Origin of the sequence: Nonomuraea sp. NPDC050394 (assembly GCF_044459065.1) — a bacterium.
Classification (GTDB): Bacteria; Actinomycetota; Actinomycetes; order Streptosporangiales; family Streptosporangiaceae; genus Nonomuraea.
In genome coordinates, this window is record NZ_JBITIO010000024.1 from 97,002 (window position 1) to 115,843 (window position 18,842).

General features: G+C 65.1%; 21 protein-coding genes and 3 pseudogenes. 10 read left to right on the forward strand and 14 right to left on the reverse strand.

The features are described 5' to 3' along the window. The first annotated feature begins 299 nt into the window (after positions 1–299). Positions 300–500: a hypothetical protein gene (locus tag ACIBKY_RS50690; protein ID WP_397109113.1), complete on the forward strand. Its 201-nt coding sequence runs from the start codon at positions 300–302 to the stop codon at positions 498–500. A gap of 272 nt (positions 501–772) precedes the next feature. Here ACIBKY_RS50690 and ACIBKY_RS50695 read toward each other — a convergent pair whose 3' ends face one another. From ACIBKY_RS50695 to ACIBKY_RS50715, 5 genes are all read right to left on the reverse strand, one after another. Then, the gene (locus ACIBKY_RS50695) at positions 773–1,108 is read right to left on the reverse strand and encodes a tyrosine-type recombinase/integrase (protein WP_397109115.1); all 336 of its coding nucleotides are present in this window, start codon (positions 1,106–1,108) and stop codon (positions 773–775) included. A 64-nt stretch (positions 1,109–1,172) separates the two neighbouring features. Further along, on the reverse strand, positions 1,173–2,189 hold the full coding sequence (locus ACIBKY_RS50700) for an integrase core domain-containing protein (RefSeq protein ID WP_397109117.1): 1,017 nt from the start codon (positions 2,187–2,189) through the stop codon (positions 1,173–1,175). A 273-nt stretch (positions 2,190–2,462) separates the two neighbouring features. Beyond that, positions 2,463–2,840: a hypothetical protein gene (locus tag ACIBKY_RS50705; protein ID WP_397109119.1), complete on the reverse strand. Its 378-nt coding sequence runs from the start codon at positions 2,838–2,840 to the stop codon at positions 2,463–2,465. A gap of 384 nt (positions 2,841–3,224) precedes the next feature. Next, entirely contained in the window at positions 3,225–4,343 is a 1,119-nt protein-coding gene (locus ACIBKY_RS50710; protein WP_397109121.1) for a DUF6461 domain-containing protein, read from the reverse strand. Between the two features lie 353 nt (positions 4,344–4,696). Then, complete coding sequence (locus ACIBKY_RS50715; RefSeq protein WP_397109123.1) at positions 4,697–4,957, reverse strand: hypothetical protein; 261 nt, start codon at positions 4,955–4,957, stop codon at positions 4,697–4,699. A 432-nt stretch (positions 4,958–5,389) separates the two neighbouring features. Here ACIBKY_RS50715 and ACIBKY_RS50720 point away from each other — a divergent pair, with 432 nt between their 5' ends. Next, a complete protein-coding gene (locus ACIBKY_RS50720; RefSeq protein WP_397109125.1) occupies positions 5,390–5,965 on the forward strand; it encodes a hypothetical protein in 576 nt (191 codons plus the stop codon). Between the two features lie 347 nt (positions 5,966–6,312). Here ACIBKY_RS50720 and ACIBKY_RS50725 read toward each other — a convergent pair. Continuing rightward, positions 6,313–7,522 (reverse strand): annotated as a pseudogene (locus ACIBKY_RS50725) (IS110 family transposase); the annotation flags it as partial. A 216-nt stretch (positions 7,523–7,738) separates the two neighbouring features. On the opposite strand from ACIBKY_RS50725, the gene ACIBKY_RS50730 reads away from it, so the two are divergent. From ACIBKY_RS50730 to ACIBKY_RS50745, 4 genes and pseudogenes are all read left to right on the forward strand, one after another. Further along, positions 7,739–8,218 carry a transposase gene (locus ACIBKY_RS50730; RefSeq protein WP_397109127.1) on the forward strand — a complete coding sequence of 160 codons (480 nt, stop codon included), beginning with the start codon at positions 7,739–7,741 and terminating at the stop codon, positions 8,216–8,218. 126 nt (positions 8,219–8,344) lie between these two features. Beyond that, positions 8,345–8,512 (forward strand): annotated as a pseudogene (locus tag ACIBKY_RS50735) (hypothetical protein); the annotation flags it as partial. Between the two features lie 39 nt (positions 8,513–8,551). Further along, positions 8,552–9,004 carry a hypothetical protein gene (locus ACIBKY_RS50740; RefSeq protein WP_397109129.1) on the forward strand — a complete coding sequence of 151 codons (453 nt, stop codon included), beginning with the start codon at positions 8,552–8,554 and terminating at the stop codon, positions 9,002–9,004. Between the two features lie 8 nt (positions 9,005–9,012). Further along, positions 9,013–9,183, forward strand: coding sequence for a hypothetical protein (locus tag ACIBKY_RS50745; protein WP_397109131.1), 171 nt, complete (start codon positions 9,013–9,015; stop codon positions 9,181–9,183). 240 nt (positions 9,184–9,423) lie between these two features. On the opposite strand, the gene ACIBKY_RS50750 is transcribed toward ACIBKY_RS50745, so the two are convergent. The 3 genes from ACIBKY_RS50750 to ACIBKY_RS50760 form a co-directional block, all read right to left on the reverse strand. Beyond that, positions 9,424–9,753: a hypothetical protein gene (locus ACIBKY_RS50750; protein WP_397109133.1), complete on the reverse strand. Its 330-nt coding sequence runs from the start codon at positions 9,751–9,753 to the stop codon at positions 9,424–9,426. 10 nt (positions 9,754–9,763) lie between these two features. Further along, positions 9,764–10,189 (reverse strand): hypothetical protein, encoded by a 426-nt coding sequence (locus ACIBKY_RS50755; RefSeq protein WP_397109134.1) that lies wholly within the window; start codon positions 10,187–10,189, stop codon positions 9,764–9,766. Positions 10,190–10,816: 627 nt separating this feature from the next. Further along, a complete protein-coding gene (locus ACIBKY_RS50760; RefSeq protein ID WP_397109135.1) occupies positions 10,817–11,056 on the reverse strand; it encodes a hypothetical protein in 240 nt (79 codons plus the stop codon). Between the two features lie 812 nt (positions 11,057–11,868). Here ACIBKY_RS50760 and ACIBKY_RS50765 point away from each other — a divergent pair. The 3 genes from ACIBKY_RS50765 to ACIBKY_RS50775 all read left to right on the forward strand — a co-directional run bounded on the left by ACIBKY_RS50765 (position 11,869) and on the right by ACIBKY_RS50775 (position 13,916). Then, positions 11,869–12,129, forward strand: coding sequence for a hypothetical protein (locus ACIBKY_RS50765; protein ID WP_397109136.1), 261 nt, complete (start codon positions 11,869–11,871; stop codon positions 12,127–12,129). Positions 12,130–12,450: 321 nt separating this feature from the next. Beyond that, entirely contained in the window at positions 12,451–13,314 is an 864-nt protein-coding gene (locus ACIBKY_RS50770; RefSeq protein WP_397109137.1) for a hypothetical protein, read from the forward strand. Next, a complete protein-coding gene (locus ACIBKY_RS50775) occupies positions 13,311–13,916 on the forward strand; it encodes a hypothetical protein (protein WP_397109138.1) in 606 nt (201 codons plus the stop codon). Before ACIBKY_RS50770 ends, ACIBKY_RS50775 begins: the two co-directional genes overlap by 4 nt. Before the next feature lie 142 nt (positions 13,917–14,058). Here the strand turns inward: ACIBKY_RS50775 and ACIBKY_RS50780 are convergent, their stop codons facing one another. Further along, positions 14,059–14,199 carry a hypothetical protein gene (locus tag ACIBKY_RS50780; RefSeq protein ID WP_397109139.1) on the reverse strand — a complete coding sequence of 47 codons (141 nt, stop codon included), beginning with the start codon at positions 14,197–14,199 and terminating at the stop codon, positions 14,059–14,061. Between the two features lie 30 nt (positions 14,200–14,229). Between ACIBKY_RS50780 and ACIBKY_RS50785 the strand changes: the two genes are divergently transcribed. Continuing rightward, on the forward strand, positions 14,230–14,493 hold the full coding sequence (locus ACIBKY_RS50785; protein ID WP_397109153.1) for a hypothetical protein: 264 nt from the start codon (positions 14,230–14,232) through the stop codon (positions 14,491–14,493). Here the strand turns inward: ACIBKY_RS50785 and ACIBKY_RS50790 are convergent. From ACIBKY_RS50790 to ACIBKY_RS50805, 4 genes and pseudogenes are all read right to left on the reverse strand, one after another. Then, entirely contained in the window at positions 14,436–14,633 is a 198-nt protein-coding gene (locus ACIBKY_RS50790) for an integrase core domain-containing protein (protein ID WP_397109140.1), read from the reverse strand. The genes ACIBKY_RS50785 and ACIBKY_RS50790 overlap by 58 nt on opposite strands. A gap of 435 nt (positions 14,634–15,068) precedes the next feature. Then, positions 15,069–15,830: a hypothetical protein gene (locus ACIBKY_RS50795; protein WP_397109142.1), complete on the reverse strand. Its 762-nt coding sequence runs from the start codon at positions 15,828–15,830 to the stop codon at positions 15,069–15,071. Positions 15,831–16,795: 965 nt separating this feature from the next. Then, positions 16,796–17,212: a hypothetical protein gene (locus ACIBKY_RS50800; protein WP_397109144.1), complete on the reverse strand. Its 417-nt coding sequence runs from the start codon at positions 17,210–17,212 to the stop codon at positions 16,796–16,798. A gap of 226 nt (positions 17,213–17,438) precedes the next feature. After that, a pseudogene (locus tag ACIBKY_RS50805) lies at positions 17,439–18,003 on the reverse strand (IS5 family transposase); the annotation flags it as partial. Between the last annotated feature and the right edge of the window lie 839 nt (positions 18,004–18,842).

Below are 18,842 nucleotides of genomic sequence, written 5' to 3' on the forward strand. Positions count from 1 at the left end.
CTCCAGCGGCTCAGGACATACCCGTTCGCCGCGCCACACCTGCCAAGGGCACACAACCGATTGCTCACGCTTCGGCCAGGAACTGTGGACGCTCCGGGACAAGGCGATCGTGGCGGTCTGGGTGCGCCGGTCGCGGCGGCGCGCCTGGAGGAGAACGACGAGAGCGCCAACATCAGGGCCGCGATCGACTACAGCCTGTACCGCTCGAATATTGAGTTACATGCCCTGAGCTGTGGTTAAGCGGCGTGGTGGTATTCGCTGATCATGCCTGCGACGACAGGTTTTCGGCGGATGGATCGATGGCCATTGAGTTCGGTCACGTCGCGGGCGGGCTGCGTAGTGGTGTCCGGGGGACGATGGAGCCGGGACTGGTGTGGCCGGCGACCGTTGTCGTGGAGCACGACGGCCGGGTGGCGTTCATTGAGGATCAGGATCCGGTCCAGGAGTTCGCGGCGCAGGGTGCCGATGACCCTGTGAGTGCCGAAAATTCGTCCACCTGACTTGACCTCGTCTGAGCGAACGCTCAGCCCGATTTGAGCGGTCGCTCAACTCCTAACGACCTCGTGGTCTGCACCGAGGGGACGCAACGATGTGCCAGCGCCAGCCGGACAGGACCGAACGCCAAGGACGCATGATCGCTCGGCGGTTGCTCGCGTGTACGCGGCATAGGCCGGTATGCGGCGGCACGCACCGACATCCCGCTGATGACAATCGCGCAAATGGTGGTACGAATCGCCATCACTCGACACCGGCTGACATCGATCAAGGAAACTCATAATCCGTGGGTCGTGGGTTCAAGTCCCACCCGCCCTACGACGCCGACCTGCGGCTTCACCCGGGCCTGTAGTCGCGTCATCTGATCGTGAGTCACGCTTCTCCCGACCCTTGCCGATCTTCCGTTGGTCGCCCGCACCGCCTTCAGCACCAGCCGCGCCGTCGCGCGGGCGCTGTCGCGATACAGCTGCGGCAGCACCGAGACGTAGGTATCGGCGGTCAACACGATGCTCGCGTGCCCCAGCGTGCCCTGCACCACCTTCAACTCCGTACCCGACGCCAGCGCCAACGTCGCAGCTCCGTGCCGCAGGTCGTGCAACCGCACCGGCGGCAACCCGCTCGCGGCCTGTCCGGTGCTAAAACTCGCTCATAGCGCTGGCCTGCGGTTTCACGCGGTGTCAAACGGCTCTGCGATACTCGTGGATCAGGCCGCAGACAGCGCTTCGTCGCTCTATTCGAGCCGTGAGATCGACCACCTCGGCAGTATCGTGAAGGGGCCGGAATAGCGACAGGGCCTGATGCGGTCGATGCTGGTTGTAGTGGCGCTCGTACTCGGCCAGGACCCGTCGCAAATGCCGCTCACCGTGAACCAGAAGGTGATCGAGGCATTCGCGCCGGAGCGTGCCGACGAACCGCTCGGCGAACGCATTCGCCCGCGGCGGGATCTTGAGGGCACGCACGTCCGCCCCGGCGAGTACATCGTCAAATCCTCCGCCGAACTTGCCATCCCTGTCTCGGATCAGGAACCGGAACCCGTCGGCTCGCTCGCCCAGTTCCATCAGCAGGTTGCGCGCCTGCTGTGCCGTCCAGGCACCGGTCGGATGAGCCGTGACACCGAGGATATGCACGCGCCGCGTTTCGCTTTCCATGACAAACAGCACGTACACGCGTTTGAGGAACACCGTATCGACGTGGAGAAAGTCGCACGCCAGGATGCCGGAGGCTTGAGAGGTGAGGAACTGGCGCCAGGTCGGTGAAGCCCGACGCGGCGCGCGCCCAAGCCTCGCCGCCGCCAGGACCCGGCGGACCGTCCCCTCCCCCACCCGATACCCAAGACCAAGTAACTCGCCCCGGATGCGCCGATGCCCCCATCGTGCATTCTCCCGCGCCAACCGGACGATCAAATCACGGATCTCCTCAGAGATTGGGGCCCGGCCGTGCTCGGCGGGGAAGGTCCATTTCTTCTTGACCAGCCTGCGGTGCCGGCAAAGCAGCGTGCCAGGCGTCACGATGCGATGCCGCCGAAGGCGAGCGGGTAACAGCCTGGCCAGCGCGGCCAGCAACGCCCGATCGGCCCAGTCCGGCCGGGGCCGAGCGACCTGGCGACGCAGCACCGCCACCTCATGCCGCAACATCAAGATCTCCACCTCTTTGGAAGCACTGCCCCGAGCGAGCAGCACCAGCCAACCGAACACCCGAACCGCCAGCAGATACAGAAGACGGAACAGCGCGAGAGCCGAGCCTAGAAGACCAGGTCAGACCCTCTGCATCATTTCTGGCACCGGACAGCCGATGACCCGCTCGCAGATAGCGTTCATCCTCGGCGTCCGCGGCAGAGTGGTGATGATCCGCAGCCCCTCAGCTGTGAAGACCTGCCTGAAGGCGGGGGTGAAGAGCGGGTCCCGATCGTGGATCACCAACCGCAACCCGGCCACGCGCTCCCCCAGGTCCATCACCAGGTTGCGGGCCTACTGCAGTGTCCATTTGAGCTGCACCGTCTCGACCACCAGGAAGTCGCACGCGATGATCGCATGGGCTTGGGCGGTCAGGAACTGCCGCCAGGTCCGCCCAGCTCGACGGGGTGCCGGATCGATACCGGCGGCGTGCAAGATCTCCCCCACCGTCGAGGCCGCGAAGTTATAGCCCAGCCGAGTCAATTCGCCTTGGATTCTCCGATGCCCCCAGGCCAGGTTCTCCCGCCCCATCCGAACAATCAGCGTCTTGATCGGCTGGCGGGTGCCGGGCCGTCCTGGGCCTCGCCGATCGGTGAAGGTCCACTTCCGCGCCACGAGGTTGCGATGCCAGCGCAAGATTGTCGCCGGGGTGACCGGGAACACCTCCGCCAATCGACGACGGTGGACCAACCGCGACAACGCCGCCAGCCAGAACCGATCGGCATTACCCCATCACGGCCGGTCACCGAGTCGACGGCGGAGCACCTGATTCTCCTGACGAAGCACCAGCAACTCAACATCCTTGGATAGATCAGCGCGAACCAGCACCGCCAGCAGGCCGAACAAGCACCTCACCAACCGGCAGACAAGCGACAACATCACCTCGCGATGGTCGCAGCCGCCACCCTGATCATGCAGCAAAGCCCAGTTCAGAACACGAAACCGAGCTTCCGAGCGGGACAAGATGCTCAGCCCGGCTCCAGGTCAAGGTGCAAAGCTGAGTTTTGAAGCGATGCAGGACCCGACTGGCGAACGCTGAACACTGGGCAGTGGGCCTTATGGGCTGTAGCCCTTGAAGACATAGAAGGCGAGCGTTTCCAGGAGTCCTACCAGCCGGTAGTCGTCGGTTTGCTTGCGTGTCGGCGCGGTGGCGACTCTCGCGTGCCGGATCGCCAGGGTGACTCCCTCATACGGATCCTCGGCGAAGGCACTGATCAGTGTCTTCACCGCGTTGTGCTTGATGAGAAGCCTTCCCCATTCGGCACCGGGGTCTGGGTCCAGGTGATCAAGGTCTACGCCTGCGGGCATAACCTGGGTAGCCCGTTCGGCGAACTGGTCCGCCACCACGTTCAAAGCCGCCTGAAGCGCATGAACCGTAGCCCCCCTGCGGCCCGCCGCAATGGCGGCCTGCGCTTCGTCAAGCAGCGATCGCTCGCGCTGCTCCCAAGGCTCTGCCGCCCCAAGCGCCAACTGCGCCACCATCACGGTTCCCTCGGAAAACTCCTCGACTGGGAGGGCGCCTGCGAGCGCGGCGACCCGTGGATGACCGGAGAGCAGTTCTTGTTGCGGCGCACGCAACTTTAACGGAGGCTTTTCGTCAGGGTCATCGTCCGCGTCTTCGATCCTCAGAACGAGGTGTGGTCCATCCTTCCACGCCTGGTCCACGCTGACGCCAGTTATGGTCTCCGCGATGGTGAACGCGGCCGCCCGCCAATCCTCCTGCCACTGTGCTCGAGTGATGCCATACCTGCTGGACCACTCCACGTACTCGGCCTCGTAAGCATCCGTCATCTGACGAACTGGATCGAAGGAAACGTCCAGTCGCCCGGCGACGGCATACGTGAAAGCCGCGTCGAGTTCGCCAGTCCATGCAAGCGCCAAGGCTTCGCCACCCGCGGACAGGCTGCGCAGGGTATCCCGTCCCGCTCCCCGATATCTCGTCAGTTCAACTGTCATGATCCAGTCTTCTACCGGTGAGATAAGGACGACGCCCTCGTCCGCCGCCATCTCATACGCCTCATACACCTCTTCATAGGGGCCCTCGCTGATCTGATCTGGTCGCCCGCCGAAAGCACGCACGATGCCGTCGACGTCGTTGCCGCGCACCCACGTGAGGCAGACAGGCACCTCGAATAACGACCCGATGAGGCCACGGTACGCCAAAAAGAAAGACATTCTAGACTCCTCGTAGGGTCAAGGCGAGAATAGCCCCGGGAGCCGCTTCGGCTCCCGGGGCTGAGCTCATTCGCGGCTACGCCGTCGACAGTGCAGGTCGCCAGATTAATGGGAGTTGACGCTGGGTCGCGAGCAACGGTGCCTGGAGCGCCGCTGTACGGTCGGTTGTCACCTTGGCGAATGACATCTACCAGTAGCCGTAAAGGTTGAGAATTCGGTTGCGCTGGTACGACTGAGTAATAGTGCCACCTTGAGAGCAGTTCTGGTCTTGGTGAACCAGCGCCATCGAGTAGTTGCATCCGGTAGTTTCATGGCTGGCCTCCCTGGAGCGTTGTGGCGAAAGGATATTCATCTCAACTGTCCGGATTGACATAGTTGCGGATCCTCTTGCATTGAGGGATGGCAATCTTGCGGTTGGCCTTCTCGACATCATCGCTGATGCTCCGCCTGAGGCAAAGACCGTGACATGATGGGCCATCTGGAATGAAGGCGCCAGGTATCTTCTTCGCAGGCCCGCTGCCGACCTTGGGCCAGGTAAGGCCCAAGTCGTAGAGTGCGGTCCAGATGTGGCGAGCAATCTGGCCTTCACTTGAACTGTTTTCGTCGAAGATCAAGACCGGGCGTAGGGTTACCAGAACGCAGCCGCTGGCGTAGAGCCTGAACGTCTGGGAACTGTCACACCTGAAGGTCTGAGCTCGCGCCAAATCCTTTCGGTCCCAGAACCAATGCGTCGTGTACCTGACGTTCGGGACAGGGAACACGAACTCTGCTTGTCCGGATCGTGTGGGCTCTTTAATTGGATTCGGCGTCTGACTTGCGGGTTCTTCGTGATCTCAGCTGGCGGTCCGGTACCCAGAACCGCAATCACGGGTTCATCTGGCTCAGCAGATTCTATTCACGCAATCGCGTAGTGAACGAGCACGATCCGTTCCTGGTACGCGTCATGCCCGAGTTGAAATGCCCAGGAGGCTGCCCAGCCCACAGTTTCGGCTGTAGGCTGGGCAGCCCGCTTACTGTCACCCATACCATTCGAGAACGAAGGAACTGTGTCCGGACACATTTGGAACATTGTCCGAACTAAAGGCCTAGAAGAGTACTTCATCAGCGTGTGGATCGACCATTCTGATGAAGAAGAAGTGGCGCGCCGACTCGGTACCGAAACCATATCTCGCAGCGATTTCCCTTCAGCAATGCTGAGCTACCCTTTCGGAGTTGGGGACGAGCCCGAGGAAGCTCTCTGGGTGGGACGCCATGGCCCGCAGTGGACACACATCCTGCAGATCAGCGGAAACTATGCCGCCCACCCCGCCGTCCACGCCAGCCTCACCAGAGACGGCGAGCGGCTGCTGTTCATGTGCGTCACAGAAGTGGAGGGAATCGAAGATCTCGTGCTTGTAGAGAACACCCAGAGAACAGATGACATCCACGCGTTCAACCACACGCCGACACAGCCTGGCGGGCTGTTCGCGCGCAACATGGCAGGTCTGTCATTCGACGGGCCGTCGGGGGCCCAGGAGGACGCCTATCTCACGGTGATCGGCCGTATTACCGGTATGCCTCTCACCGAGGAATGGTTCGACAGACGTCATCTTCTGTGCCGCGTTCCCCTCGGCATCTGGTAGATGCAGGCCTGCTGCGGCGTCTGACCTTGCTAATGACGTCGTTGAACTCCTCGCTCGCATCAAACATCCCCGTGACGTCCGACACCCGCAACCGATCCAGCCGGATCTCACCCAGATAAGGGATGAAGTAGAGCCCGGGTATGCGCCTCATACGAGCGGCGCGTCTTGGGATCGATCCTGCGCTTGCGCCAAGCGGGAACTGCCGCTGCACGTGCCCGCCAGTCTGACCGCAGTGCTCCTGGGCTTGATCCGGTTTGACGGACATCCGAGATCAGGGGTTCGTCTCCGGAAGGAATCTCAATGACCACGTCAAGCGGCGAGAGCCGTGACCCGCTGTGGAGGGACCGGCGAAAGACCCGGTTGTCGCGCAGCAGGACCCACAGCACGTCGACCAGTCGGCGCGCGAGTGCGAGTACGGCCTGGGTATGGAGCTTGTTCTCTTCCCGTTTGCGCTGGTAGAAGGCCCTGGAAAGGCCATCGGCGCGGATACTGGACAGCGCGGCCATGTAGAACACCTGGCGCAGCGGCCGGTTGAACCGCTTGGGCCGGCGGTTGTTGCCGGTCACGCGGCCCGAATCGCACGGCACTGGGGCCAGCCCGGCGTAGGAGGCCAGTCGGCCCGAGTGGGTGAAGGCCGCCTGGACATTACCGCCGGTGGCCACGAGGAACCGGGCCCCGAGCAGCGGTCCCATGCCGGGCAGGCTCTCGATGATGTGCGCCTGCGGGTGCGGGCGAAACCGTTCAGCGATCAGCTTGTCGGTGTCCTTGATCTCCCGATCCAGCCCCAGCAGTTGACGTGCGAGCTTCTTGACCAGGATCGCTGTGATGGCTTCGCCGGGCAGCGCGACCGTCTGCTGGACGAAGGCCGCCAGTGCGGTGACGGCCATCGCGTCGATGCCTTTGTGCCAGGCGCCCCGCTCTTGCAGGAAGGCGGTCAGCCCGTCGTGCCGGCCCTGACGGATCTCCTCGGACGTTCAGTACCCGATACGAGGATCAGCGCCGAGCGGATGGAGAAGTCAAAGCTGGCCTCCAACGACGGGAAGATGCCGGTGAGCAGGTCGCCCAGCCGGTCGACGCAGCGAACCCAGTCGGCCATCACGTCGGCTCGGTAGGAGGTGAGACGGGTCAGCTCGACTACCAGCTCGCCGGTGGCGGTGAGATCGGTCAGCTCGCCGCGCATGCGGGCGGTGTCGGCGATGATCCGGACCTCCTTGGCGTCGGTTTACCCTCACCGCGGAAGATCCCGGCCATCCCGTGGGCCATCCGGCCGGGCACATAGACCACGTTCTGGCCGCTGGTCAGCAGAGTGGCCAGCAGCAATGCGGCGACCGGGCTGACCAGGTTCACCGCCCACAGCGCCTGACGATCGGTCTTGGTGGCCGTCCGCGTGGCGCGATCGATCAGCTCCTCGATCCGCCGCTGGCCGTTGCCGACCTTGACCGACCACAGCTTCTTGCCCGCCGCATCGATCGCCACCGCGTGGTGGCTGCTCTTGCCCGCGTCGGTGCCGATCCACCCGCTCGTCGCCGTCCCCTGGCCCGCCTTCTCGTTTCGCAGGTCAACCCCGTGGACGACCCCGCCGGCAGGTCCCTAACAGCGACGATTCGCATCAGATCTCAAACAGCGGCCAGGGCGTCCAGAACGACGGGGTGGCTATTCCCTCCAAGCCACAACAGCAGCAGGGGACGTCCATCAGCCACACCCCGTCGTCCTGGGCATCCAGAGCGACTCACTCCAGACAAATCGATCGTAGGGATGTCCATGATGGAGAGCATGGGGACGAAGAAGCCGCGTCCGCGCCGCTCGTTCACTCGGGAGTTCAAGGCCGAGATCGTCGAGTTGTGCTGGCGTGGTGACCGCTCGGTCGGCCAGGTGGCCAAGGACTTCGATCTGACTGAGACCGCGGTGCGCGACTGGATCCGCCAAGCCGAGGTCGGCAGCGGTGCGTGCGACTGGGAGAAAGCCGGGTTCGGAAGGCGGCAACGGAAAGGTGGTTGCATCAACCTCGGCGTCTCCCGCGTGTTTGTAATGTCCAAGAGCAGGAACGCCACCTTCCTCGAAGTCATCAAGCACATCGAGAAGGCGCTCAACCCGTCGGTCAACGCGGGCACCGCGCCGCCGAAGCGCCCCGGCCACAACTGGGCCGACCCGATGCATTTACCTCTGAAGACCCAGCACGGTGAGCCCCATCAGCAAAGTGATCCCCGGAAACTGGGCCAGGGGCGGTGCGGCGCTGACCAAGGTCAACACTGACGGCGGGAATTACAACCGGAGCTTCTTCCAGTGAATCACTGCAAGTACTACTTCTGGGATGAATACAAGACGGCGACGAAATAGGACTACGGGGTTCCGCGGGCGGGCTGGCTTCAGTGTGACGAGTATCCGTTCGCATCGACGAAGGAAGAAGCCGGCACGAAGGACGGGAACTACTCCCTCCAAGCGGTTCCCACGAATCACAACCGGGATCATCGGGAAGCTCTCGACAGCTTCTATGCCGACTATCGTGTCGTGACCGGCGACCAGTTCTGGGTCAAGATCGTGAGCTGATCCGGACAAAGCTCAGGTAGCCCAGCCGAATGTCTGTGAGTGGAGGCGGTCATCCGCCTCCACTCACAGACTTACTCGAACCTCGAAAAGAACTGTCTGTTGAACCCGTCACACGCGATGCCCGCAGAGAGCCAGTGGGATCTCCTGGATGAGTACCGTCTGAACAACCGCTTCGATGTGGCATGGATCGATACGGAGAAGATCGATGAAGCCGCAGAGCGCTTCCGGGTGGATCCAGGCTCTGGAGTTCTCTGCGATCTCGATACCGCATTCGACCTGATCGACAATGACGAGCAGGAAACTCTGGCCTGGATCGGGACGCACTCTCCGGGCTGGTCTGTCTCAGTCACCATGAACAGGGGCTTCACACTGTCCGAAGAAGCAAGCGCGGAAGGAAAGAGCATCCTCACTCATGGCACATGGCCGACGTGTACAGGCTTGCCGACGAGGGGATGCTCTACTACCACAACGGAGAGGATTTGGGCAGGGTAGGAGCGGATGTGTTCCAGGATTACGCCCAGGACCTGGACCTGGGTGACGCCGGGTTGCAGGAGCTGGTGGAGTACTTCCTCATCCTGGCGGGGCGGATCACGGGCCGGTACCTCGACCGGGACTGGTTCGCGACGCCACGCGTCCTCTACCGCGTCCCCCGTGACGCCTGGCCGCGCTGAGCGAGCCCGCCCCCGAGCCTCGCGAAAGGCGGCCACAACGATCGTACGCGGGGCCGAGGTCGGTCCGAACCTGCTGGGCGCCGGCCGACTGGAGCCAGGGCCTTGGCCGCGATCTGCCCGGCACGTAGCCCCCGGCGCCGCACCGCCATCCGATGAGTCTGGTCTCGGCTGTGGATGACGGCTCGCTGGCCAGGACCGGATCAGGGTGAGCGCGGTGACCGACACGCTGACCTGAGGTGGTCAGCACTTCCTGAGGCCGTCGAAGCGCTGATGGCCTCGTGCCCAGCGCCAACTGACCCGACCCTTGGCCGCGATGGTCATGCAGGGGCTGTCCGGCCCCCAGGCGATGACCACCTTGATCCTGACCCTGTAGCGGCAGTTGTTGGCGATGGTGACGTGCTTGGCCGTGCGGTAGGTCCACACCCAGTAGTCGACGCACGACGGCACACCGGCCTGTCCGGCCGCCGCTGACTGACCTGATGCAGCTGCCGGGTTCGCGGTCAGCGTGCTGAGGGCGAAAGTCGTGGCGGCGATGATCCCCAGGGTGGCGCCGGTCCTCTTGCCGAACATGTCCATCTCCTTAGAACCGATCGTTGATTACCCGTACGCACGCCAACCGGGCAGACTCAAGGCTGGCTGTCCGGCCACCTGCCGAGTTGAGCTGCGCTGCCTGCGCCGCTTGGCTCCTGCCCGAACTGAGGACAACCGCCGACGCGGCCGCCATCCCGATGAACAGCTTCGGACGCTTCCTCACCATGGACCTCCCATGTGCCTTCGGGACAGGAGGCGAACAAGGGAGGTCCGCGCTCCACATGACTCGCACGGCTGGCGGCGCCAGCCGCATGCCCTTCTCGTCACCCCGGCCATTGCGCAGGTGGGTGACCCCTTCGGGCGGCGCGGACGAGTCCCGGTTGACGACCGTGACGCGGGCTCCGTGGTCGCGCAGGTTCTCGGCCAGCCGCCTCCCGAAGTCGCGGCTGCCGCCGATGACGCAGATCTCGTTCATGGCATCAGGATGCCGACTACGTAGTCGACAGCGGTAGTGACGATCCACTCAATCGGCCATTAGGAGAACTGTTGATCGACGTTCATCGGCTGAGCATCCTGCGCGAGGTGGCCAAGCACGGCAGCTTCAATCGCGCCGCCAGCGCTGTGAGTGCCGAAAGTTCGTCCTGCGCCCGCCCAAAATTACATCCGTGCAGTTCAAGCGACATGTGAGTACTCGTGGAGGACTTCGCCGAGCCGGTCGCGTCGGTGGATGTTCAGGTCGATGATGCGCGCTGGTTCGGTGATCGGGATGGGACAGCGCGGAGTGGGGCCTCCTGGTCGAGGGCCTGGTGGGCGCGATGCTCATTGGAGAAGCGCTCGTACTCGGTCAGGGCGTGCCGTAGATGGCCTTCATCCCAGAGCAGACATCGGTCCAGAAGTTCGCCACGGCAGGTCTGCACCCACCGCTCCATGATGGAGTCCTCCGTGGCATCCGGATACCAGTGAGTACGGTCTGGATGCCGACGCCGGTGAGAATCTCCTCCACGAGAGCGGGAAACTTGCCGTCGCGATCTCGGATCAGGAACCGTGCCCGGCAGCCCGCGTCCTCCGGATCCATGACGAGGTTTCCTACCGCCTGGGTAACTCAATCCGCGGTGGTGCCGAGCACACGGACGCGTCTGGTGGCGTGCTCGATGACGGCCAGGATGTACGGGCGCTGCCCGCTCAGGGTGATGGTCTCCATGACATCGCAAGCCAGAAGGGCGTCGGCTTGTGAGCGCAGGAAGTCGGCCCAGGTGGTGGAGGCCCGCTCGGGTGGCGGGTCGATGCCTTCCTGCTTGAGGATCTCCCAGACCGTGGACGGCGCGACCTTAAGGCCGGGCATGGTGAGTTCGCCGTGCACCCGCCGGTAGCCCAGGACGGGTTCTCCCGGACCAGGCGCAGCACGAGCGCACGGATAGAACGCACCGTGGGCGGGCGCCCAGGTCGCTTCGGCCGGCAGGTACGGGCATGCCGCCTCACGATCTCGCGATGCCAGCGCAGGATGGTGTCCGGGCGGACGACAAGCCGCAGCCGACGCAGGACCGCGCGGGGCAACGAGGTCAGGAGCGCCGTCAAGAAGATGCGGTCTTCGGGGGGGCGAATCTCACCCGTACATCGGCACCGAACTGCCGTTGCAGAACCATGATCTGATGACGCAGAGCGAGAATCTCAACATCCTTGTCCCGATCACTCGTTGGCAGCAGCCGTAGCGCGGCGAAGGCGTTCGTGACAGTGAGACAGGCCAGGCGAAGCACGAACGATCATCATGCCGCACATCGATTCGCTCCCTTGGCGTTGGAAGACACCCACGCCATTCTGCGCTCCACAAGACCCTGACCTGGCCGGACGGGATTGTCGGCAGGCGCAGTCGGCCAAGAAGCGGAGGGTCGCGACGCTGCGACGTGGACGTTGCGGGGCGAACACGGGGTGTCGGTAGGAGTGGTGCAACGGTGGACATTCGAGCCTCGTTGCCGCAGGTCAAGCGGGGGCGGGCCTGAGTCTGGTCTCGGCTGTGGATGACGGCTCGCTGGCCAGGACCGGATCAGGGTGAGCGCGGTGACCGACACGCTGACCTGAGGTGGTCAGCACTTCCTGAGGCCGTCGAAGCGCTGATGGCCTCGTGCCCAGCGCCAACTGACCCGACCCTTGGCCGCGATGGTCATGCAGGGGCTGTCCGGCCCCCAGGCGATGACCACCTTGGCTGCACGCCGGAGCACGCGACCGCGTCCACGAGGCGCCGCGTTCGACAAGAGCAGCATCACTCAACGAGCGGCCCTCGACTTCGCCGTCGCGCTCGGCGAGAACCGCTTCAAGTTCCACCTCATGAGCGACCGGCAGGCCGCGCTCCTCACCGCAGCCGCGGTCCGCGCCCTCGACCTCCCGGTGCCCGCCGTCATCCGCATCGATAGGACCTGACGGTGGCTGACCACTCCTGGATGACGCCCGAGATCAAAGGCGCCGCAGCCTCGATCCACGACCTGTTCGACCACGCCGCCAACTGCGCCGCGCTCGCCCGCGCAGCCGACCCCGCCAAACTGCCCGGACTGTTTGTCAGCCGCGTTCGTAACTCTACCGCCACGCTCCCGGCCAGCCTGCTCGATCAACCCCAAGCGGCGAAAGGGACATCAACTCGCGCAGCGGCCTCTCAGCGATCTGATGCCTCCCTGTCACCAATAGTCGCTTTACGTGTGCTTGGGTATTGCTTTGACAGTTCTTGTGCCGGAGTGAGGTTGACGAGTGTCAAGGTACAACTGGCATCACTCGGTGTTCGCGCCGGTGGTCGCCCTGATCGGCTCCGTGCTGCTGATGGTGGCCGGAGTGGTGGAAACGGTGCTGGTGTCCGTGGGGGCGACCACGGCCCCGGCGGCCGCGGAGCTGGTTGTCACGGTGATCATCGGGGTGTTCCTGACCACGATGCTCAGGATCGCGCGGGCGGTGCCGGACATCCGGCGGGAGAACGCCGCCATCACCCGGGCCAGGGTGAACGTTCAGGCCGTAAAGGCGAACGAGGACACGCTCGTGGCGCGGCGGCTCAAGCTGTTCCGGGAGGCGGCCGAGGCCGGCAACGACTGCGAGGCGGTGCTGAGCGCGCGCTCAGCCCTGGACGACGGCGAGATAGCCAACAAGCACCACCTTGACCACACGCTCATCTGGGCGCTGCCGGTCTTCGGTTTCATCGGCACCGCCCTGACGATGGCCGAGATGGTCAGCTCGTTCTCCAGTGCCCTGGACAGCCAGGGCGACCCGTCCGTGCTGATCACCGCGCTCAAGCAGCATGTGCTGCCGGAGCTGGCGTCGGCGTTCGGCGTCACGCTGATCGCGTTGTTCCTGAGTGTGCTCGCGTTCGGCGCGATGGCGCTGGTCGAGCGGGCCGAGCGGGCCGGCGTGGTGGCCGCGGACGAGGTGTTCCTGACCTATGTCGCGCGGCTGCCCGCGAAGCGGACGGCTCCGGCCATGCAGGGGCTGACGCAGGAACTGGCCCAGTCCAGGGGCAGCACGGAGGAGCTGGTCAAGGGCCTCGACGCGCTGCGTACGGCGGTGGAACGACTGAGCGCCGCCGAGAGCAGGCCCCAGAGGTACACGCTGGTGAGGGAGCCGTGAGGAAGCGTCCGGCCAGGTCGTTCGCGCCGCCGCTCGACCTGCGGTTCATCGACCTGTTCATGGCCATCGTGCTGGCGCTGGCGTTCGTCGCGATCATGTTGACCGTCGTGGCGCGCATGTTGCCGACCGAGGCCGCCACGCCGCCGCCCGCGCGTCAGGAGAAGAGCGTGGCGCAGCTCAAGAAGCAGCTCGACGCCGCCGTCACGGCCCAGCGCAAGGCCGAGGCCGAGCTGCGCGCCGCCCAGGCGCGGATCGCCGAACAGCAGTCGTTCGCGCTGCCCTGGTGGCTGATCGGATTCTGCGCGCTGCTCGGCGTGCTGGCCGTGTTCATGACGTGGCGGATCCGGTTGTGGAACAGGGGGAGCCTGCCACGCCTGCGGAGCTGGCTGATGAGCATCGTGGTGGTGGCCGCGGTCACGGTGGTGATCAGGTCCCTGAGCAACCGCGACGGCTACCTGCTGCTCGCCGAGATCCCCTGGTGGGGCGCCGCCGCTCTATGTCTCGGCCTCCTGCTGGTCGCGTACGTGTTGATCTCCGACATCCGCGCCAGCCAGCTCACCCTCGGCGAGATCAGGAAACGTTCCGGAATGACGACAAAGTAGGTGTCGGCATTCGCAAGAGCACCGGCGCACTCAGCATGTGGACGGCCGCTGCCCTGCGTGTCGGTGGGTCCGGGCCGGCACGCAGGGGCTCCCGGTTCCGAGTGCGACCGTGAACGACCCTCTTTCCCGGAGCGTCCCGCGCTCACGTGATGTCCCGGCGTAGCGTGATCAGGCGGGCGGCCGTCACCAGGGCCGCGACGTAGGCGGAGAACAGCAGGCCGCCCGCCCACCACGACAGCAACGCGCCGCCCTGCACCGGCATTGCGCCTGCCGAAAATTCCATCCGTGCAGATCAAGCCGCATGTGAGTACGCGTGGAGTATTCCGCCGAGCCGGTCTCGTCGGCGGATGGTCAAGCTCGCGATCCGCTCCTGATCGATGATCGGATCCGGGACGGGACGCAGCGGGGCCGCCTGGGCAAGGGCTTGATGGGCGCGGTGCCGATGGTAAAACTGTTCATACTCGTGCAGGGCGTGCTGAGGGCCCAGCTCTTTCCGGATAGCCAGTTTGTGGGCGTGGCCTATGCGGCTAACTGGGATGAATCGTGCTCGTTAAGGACCTCCTGGGGCGGCCGGTAGCCCAGCGCCGGGTGCGGGCGCCGCCGGTTGCAGAACCCTTCGATGTAGCGGATGACCTGCCGTTTCGCCTTTGCCCGAGAGGTGAACACGTAGCGGTTGAGCCACTCGGTCTTCAGGGCGGAAAAGAACGACTCGGCCATCGCGGACGAGGGGCCGCAGTCGTCGTAGAGCGTCGCGGGGCAGTGATGTCAGAAGAGCGGCGAGAAAGGCCCGGTCCTCTGGCGCGAATCTCACTCTGCTGCCGGAGCCGAGCTGCCGTTCAAGGACGGTGATCTGATGGCGCAGGGCGAGCATCTCGACGTCCTTGTCCCGATCGCTCATGGGCAGGAGCGGCAGCGCGGCGAATGTGTTGGTGATGGTGAGGGAGGCCTGGCGGAGGAGCACGGCCGATCATCATGCCGCACGCGTTTGCCTCGCTTGGCCGCCGGAGCTCGCGCACGCCAAGCGCAGCCCTGGCAGGGTTATGACCTGGGCGGCAGCAAATTGCCGGTAGGCGCAATCCTCCACGAGTACTCACATGCCGCTTGTCCTGCACGGATGGATTTATCGGCGGGCGCAATCTTCTCGGCGCGCGCCTACTTCTGTACGTGACGTTTCACCACCACGTCGCCGAACGTGGCCGAGGCGTGGATCTCCACGCTCTCCTCGGGCGGCGGCCACGCCGCCAGCAGGTTGCGCACGACGCCGTAGGTGGAGTCGAGGCTGAGCCGGGCGCCGCTGCTCCTTCTGACGCCCACCTCGATCCGCCCCGAGGCCGTGAGCGTCACCGAGCCCCTGGCCACCTCGCCGATCCCGATGTCGCCGTCCCCGGTCGTGACCTCGACGTCGTCGTGGGCCCGCTCGACCACGATCCGGCCCCGGGCGGTCGTGACCCGCAGAGCGCCGGCGACCTCGCCGAGGCACAGGTCACCGTTCCGCATCATGATGACGGCCGGGCCCTCGACCGCGGCGACACACACCTCGCCCGAGCCGGACTCCACCTCGAGCCCGGCCGTCTGGCCGAGCCGGATCCCGCCGTGGCCGCTGTGGACCCTGGTCTCCCCAAGCCGGCCATGGCTGCGCACCCGGCCGGCCGACAGGTCGATCTCCAGGCCGGAGCCTTCGGGGAGCTGAATCTCCACCTCGACCGCGCCCCGGCGCGGTCCACGCACCCTCAGGTGACCGCCGGAGCACTCCACCTCGGTCAGGCCGGCCGCGCTCACGTCGTCGTCGTCGGCCGGGTCGAGCGGATTCACCCTGACCCGCGTGCCGGCGCGGCGCTCCGCCACGAGCCGAACATCTCCCGCCACGAGGTCGACCGCGGCGTGGACGGGTTTCGGGGTGTCAAAGAAGTTCACGCTGCGCACTCCAGGTTTGACGGGTGTACGCGCTGACCATCCCGCCGCGTATTGCCACAGCCAGACGGAGGCGTCGTCGGCGGCCGGCCACTCAGGCCTCCACCGCGATTCCTGTGCGCGGAGCCCAGTCGGCCAGGTGATTGGCCAGCTCGCGCCTGAGATCCTGTGGGCAGGCGTGGTGGTCCTGAAACTGCTGAGTCACGTGCTGGCCTTTCTCTTCCGGGGGATGTCCACCTCGACAAAGATCACTGTGAAGAGGTCATGCACGGCATCCGGAGCACCATCAAGAGATCAAGCTGACGTGACCCGTTCCGTTTCGGGGTCATCGACGGCCTCAGATCTGCCGGCAGCCGCGCTGCTGTTCTCCGTGGTCTGCAGGATGTCTGTTCGTGGTATCGGGCCTGATGCCCGATCCGGAAGGCTTCTGCAGGAAAGGCGCAGGATTCTGCGCATGGTGACAAGTCACGGCAACTGCTGGGGTGCGGTGTCGTGGGGGCGATGGGTCGGCTGACGGTGGTGCCAAGGCTGTAGCCGGCTGTGCGCCTGCCGAAAATTGCATCCGTGCGGGTCAAGCGGCATGTGAGTATTCCTGAAGGATTCCTCCGAGCCGGTCGCGTCGGAGGATGCGTACCGGCTCGGTGATCGGGATGGGGATAGCGCGTGGCGGAGCTGCCTGGCCGACGGCTTGATGGGCTCGATGCCGGTTGTAGAAGTTCTCGTACTCGCCCAGCGCGTGGCGTAGATGGCGTTCGTTCCACAACAGACATCGGTCCGCCCGCAACGGCACGTCTGCACCCACCTCTCCATGACGGAGTTCATCCGCGGCATCCGGATACCGACGAGCACGGTCTGGATCCCGGCTTCGGCGAGGATCTTCTCCATTAGAGCGGGGAACGTGCCGTCCGGGTCGCGGATCAGAAAGCGCGCCCGGCAACCCGCATCCTCCAGATCCAGCACGAGATTCCTTATCGCTTGGGTGACCCAAGCCGCGGTCGGGTGAGCGGTGGTGCCGAGCACACGGACGCGTCGTAGCGTCGGCCGGTGTGCTCGATGACGGCCAGGTTGTACTGGCGCTGTCCGCTCAGGGTGATGGTCTCGATGAAGTCGCAGGCCAGACGAGCGTCGGCTTGCGAGCGCAGGAAGTCGGCCCAGGTGGTCGACACTCGCTCGGGTGCCGGGTCGATCCCTTCCTGCTGCAGGATCTCCCAGACCGTGGAAGCGGTGACCTTGAGGCCGAGCGTGGTCAACTCGCCATGCCCCCGCCGATATCCCCAGGACGGGTTCTCCAGAACCAGACGCAGGATGAGCGTGCGGATGGAGCGGGCCGTCGGCGGACGCCCGCGCCGCTTCGGCCGGCAGGTACGCGCATGCCGCCGCTTCACGATCTCGCGGTGCCGGCGCTGGATGGTGTCCGGGCGGACGACAAGCGACGCAGGAGCGCTCGAGGCAACGAGGCCAGAAGGGCGGCCACGAAGACACACTCCTCAGGAGCGAACCTCACCCAGGTATCGGCGCCGAGCTGCCGTTCCAAGACCATGACCTGCTGACGCAGGGCGAGAATCTCGACATCCCCGTCCCGATCGGTCATCGGTAGCAGCCGTAGAGCTGCTAACGCAATGAGGTGAGACGTCGCCAGCAGATGAGTGCGCAGGCCGGCCGGAGAAATACCTCGTGGATGTCGGCGCGGACTTCCCAGCGGATGCGCAGGCGTCGGAAGGCGTGCAGCAGGGCGAAGGTCTGCTCGACGACCCATCGTTGTTTGCCGAGGCCGGAGCCGTGTTCGGTGCCGCGACGGGCGATCAGGGGGCGGATCTGCAGTTCGCGCACCAGCTTGCGGTACTTGTCGTGGCCGCGGTCGGCGAGGACGACGTCAGGGCGCTGGCGGGGACGGCCGCGGTTGCCACGCACCTTCGGGATGGCCTCCAGCAGTGGACGAAGCTGGGTGACGTCGTTGCGGTCGGCGCCGGTCAGGATCACGGCCAGCGGAATGCCGGTGGCCTCGGTGATCAGATGGTATTTGCTGCCGGCCCGTCCGCGGTCGACCGGGGACGGGCCGGTCTGCGCCCCCCTTTAACGCCCTGATCTGCGAGGAGTCCACTGCGGCGCGGGAGAAGTCGAGAGCGTCGGCGGCCCGCAGTCGATCGAGCAGCACCTCGTGCAGACGCTGCCAGATCGGCTAGGTGAGCCTGTACCACCGGCCACCTCAGCCGCCGAACCTACGAACTCCAGCCGACGAAACGTGATGACCGCCCTCGTCGCCTCCACCCCTACCGAATACGTCACCGAAACCCCGACCCCATACCTGTACAAGGCGGCGATCTTCGAGCTCGTGAACAACCACGTCCTGCTGGCCCTCACGAGCACACCTGCGGGCACCGGGCGAGGACTCAACATCCAATGCGGCCGATGCAGCCGCAGCCCCGCTCCACCGAGCTGACCGTGCCTGGCAACCTCCCCGCCCCCGCGCAGCCTGACATTCTCAGAGGCCGGCAGGACGCCGGAGCCGAACCCGACATCTCGATCAGCCATGAATGCGCATGGCGATTATTCACCTCCTGGTAACTGCAGGCCTGCGGATGGTTCGGCAAGGGGGCACCAGCCGTACTCATGGCTTTTGGACGCAAGCACATTCCGCGCATCCCGGCGGGAGCTACCGCCAGGCTACGATCGGCTCGGATGCCGACAGGCCACCCGCCACGCACGCCCCGAGCGGCCGCGCTCGCCGACGGCCTGCAGCGGTTCGATGGGCCCGGGGTTGAGGTGGCGAACGCCATGGGGAGGTGGCTCGGGGCCGGATCTGGGTGCTCGCCGAGTACGAGGCGCTGACCTGGATTGGCCGCACCAGGGTTCATCACTCAGAACGTTCCGATCTGCGCTGGTTACCGGCAGGTAGCGTCGATGGGGTCACGTCCACGGGCGTGGTGTATGAATCAGCCTTCGCGTGATCCTGTGTCTGCAGGTTAAGCGGTCAGGGTCTCAGGAAGTTCGCGCGGGGTGGCTGTGTCACCATTG

Coding starts and splice junctions, on each gene's coding strand:
- ACIBKY_RS50690 (WP_397109113.1), top strand. CDS start 300: ATGGCCATTGAGTTCGGTCACGTCGCGGGCGGGCTGCGTAGTGGTGTC.
- ACIBKY_RS50710 (WP_397109121.1), bottom strand. CDS start 4,343: ATGTCTTTCTTTTTGGCGTACCGTGGCCTCATCGGGTCGTTATTCGAG.
- ACIBKY_RS50730 (WP_397109127.1), top strand. CDS start 7,739: ATGGGGACGAAGAAGCCGCGTCCGCGCCGCTCGTTCACTCGGGAGTTC.
- ACIBKY_RS50750 (WP_397109133.1), bottom strand. CDS start 9,753: ATGTTCGGCAAGAGGACCGGCGCCACCCTGGGGATCATCGCCGCCACG.
- ACIBKY_RS50755 (WP_397109134.1), bottom strand. CDS start 10,189: ATGAACGAGATCTGCGTCATCGGCGGCAGCCGCGACTTCGGGAGGCGG.
- ACIBKY_RS50760 (WP_397109135.1), bottom strand. CDS start 11,056: ATGCCCGGCCTTAAGGTCGCGCCGTCCACGGTCTGGGAGATCCTCAAG.
- ACIBKY_RS50765 (WP_397109136.1), top strand. CDS start 11,869: ATGGTCATGCAGGGGCTGTCCGGCCCCCAGGCGATGACCACCTTGGCT.
- ACIBKY_RS50780 (WP_397109139.1), bottom strand. CDS start 14,199: ATGGAATTTTCGGCAGGCGCAATGCCGGTGCAGGGCGGCGCGTTGCTG.
- ACIBKY_RS50790 (WP_397109140.1), bottom strand. CDS start 14,633: ATGGCCGAGTCGTTCTTTTCCGCCCTGAAGACCGAGTGGCTCAACCGC.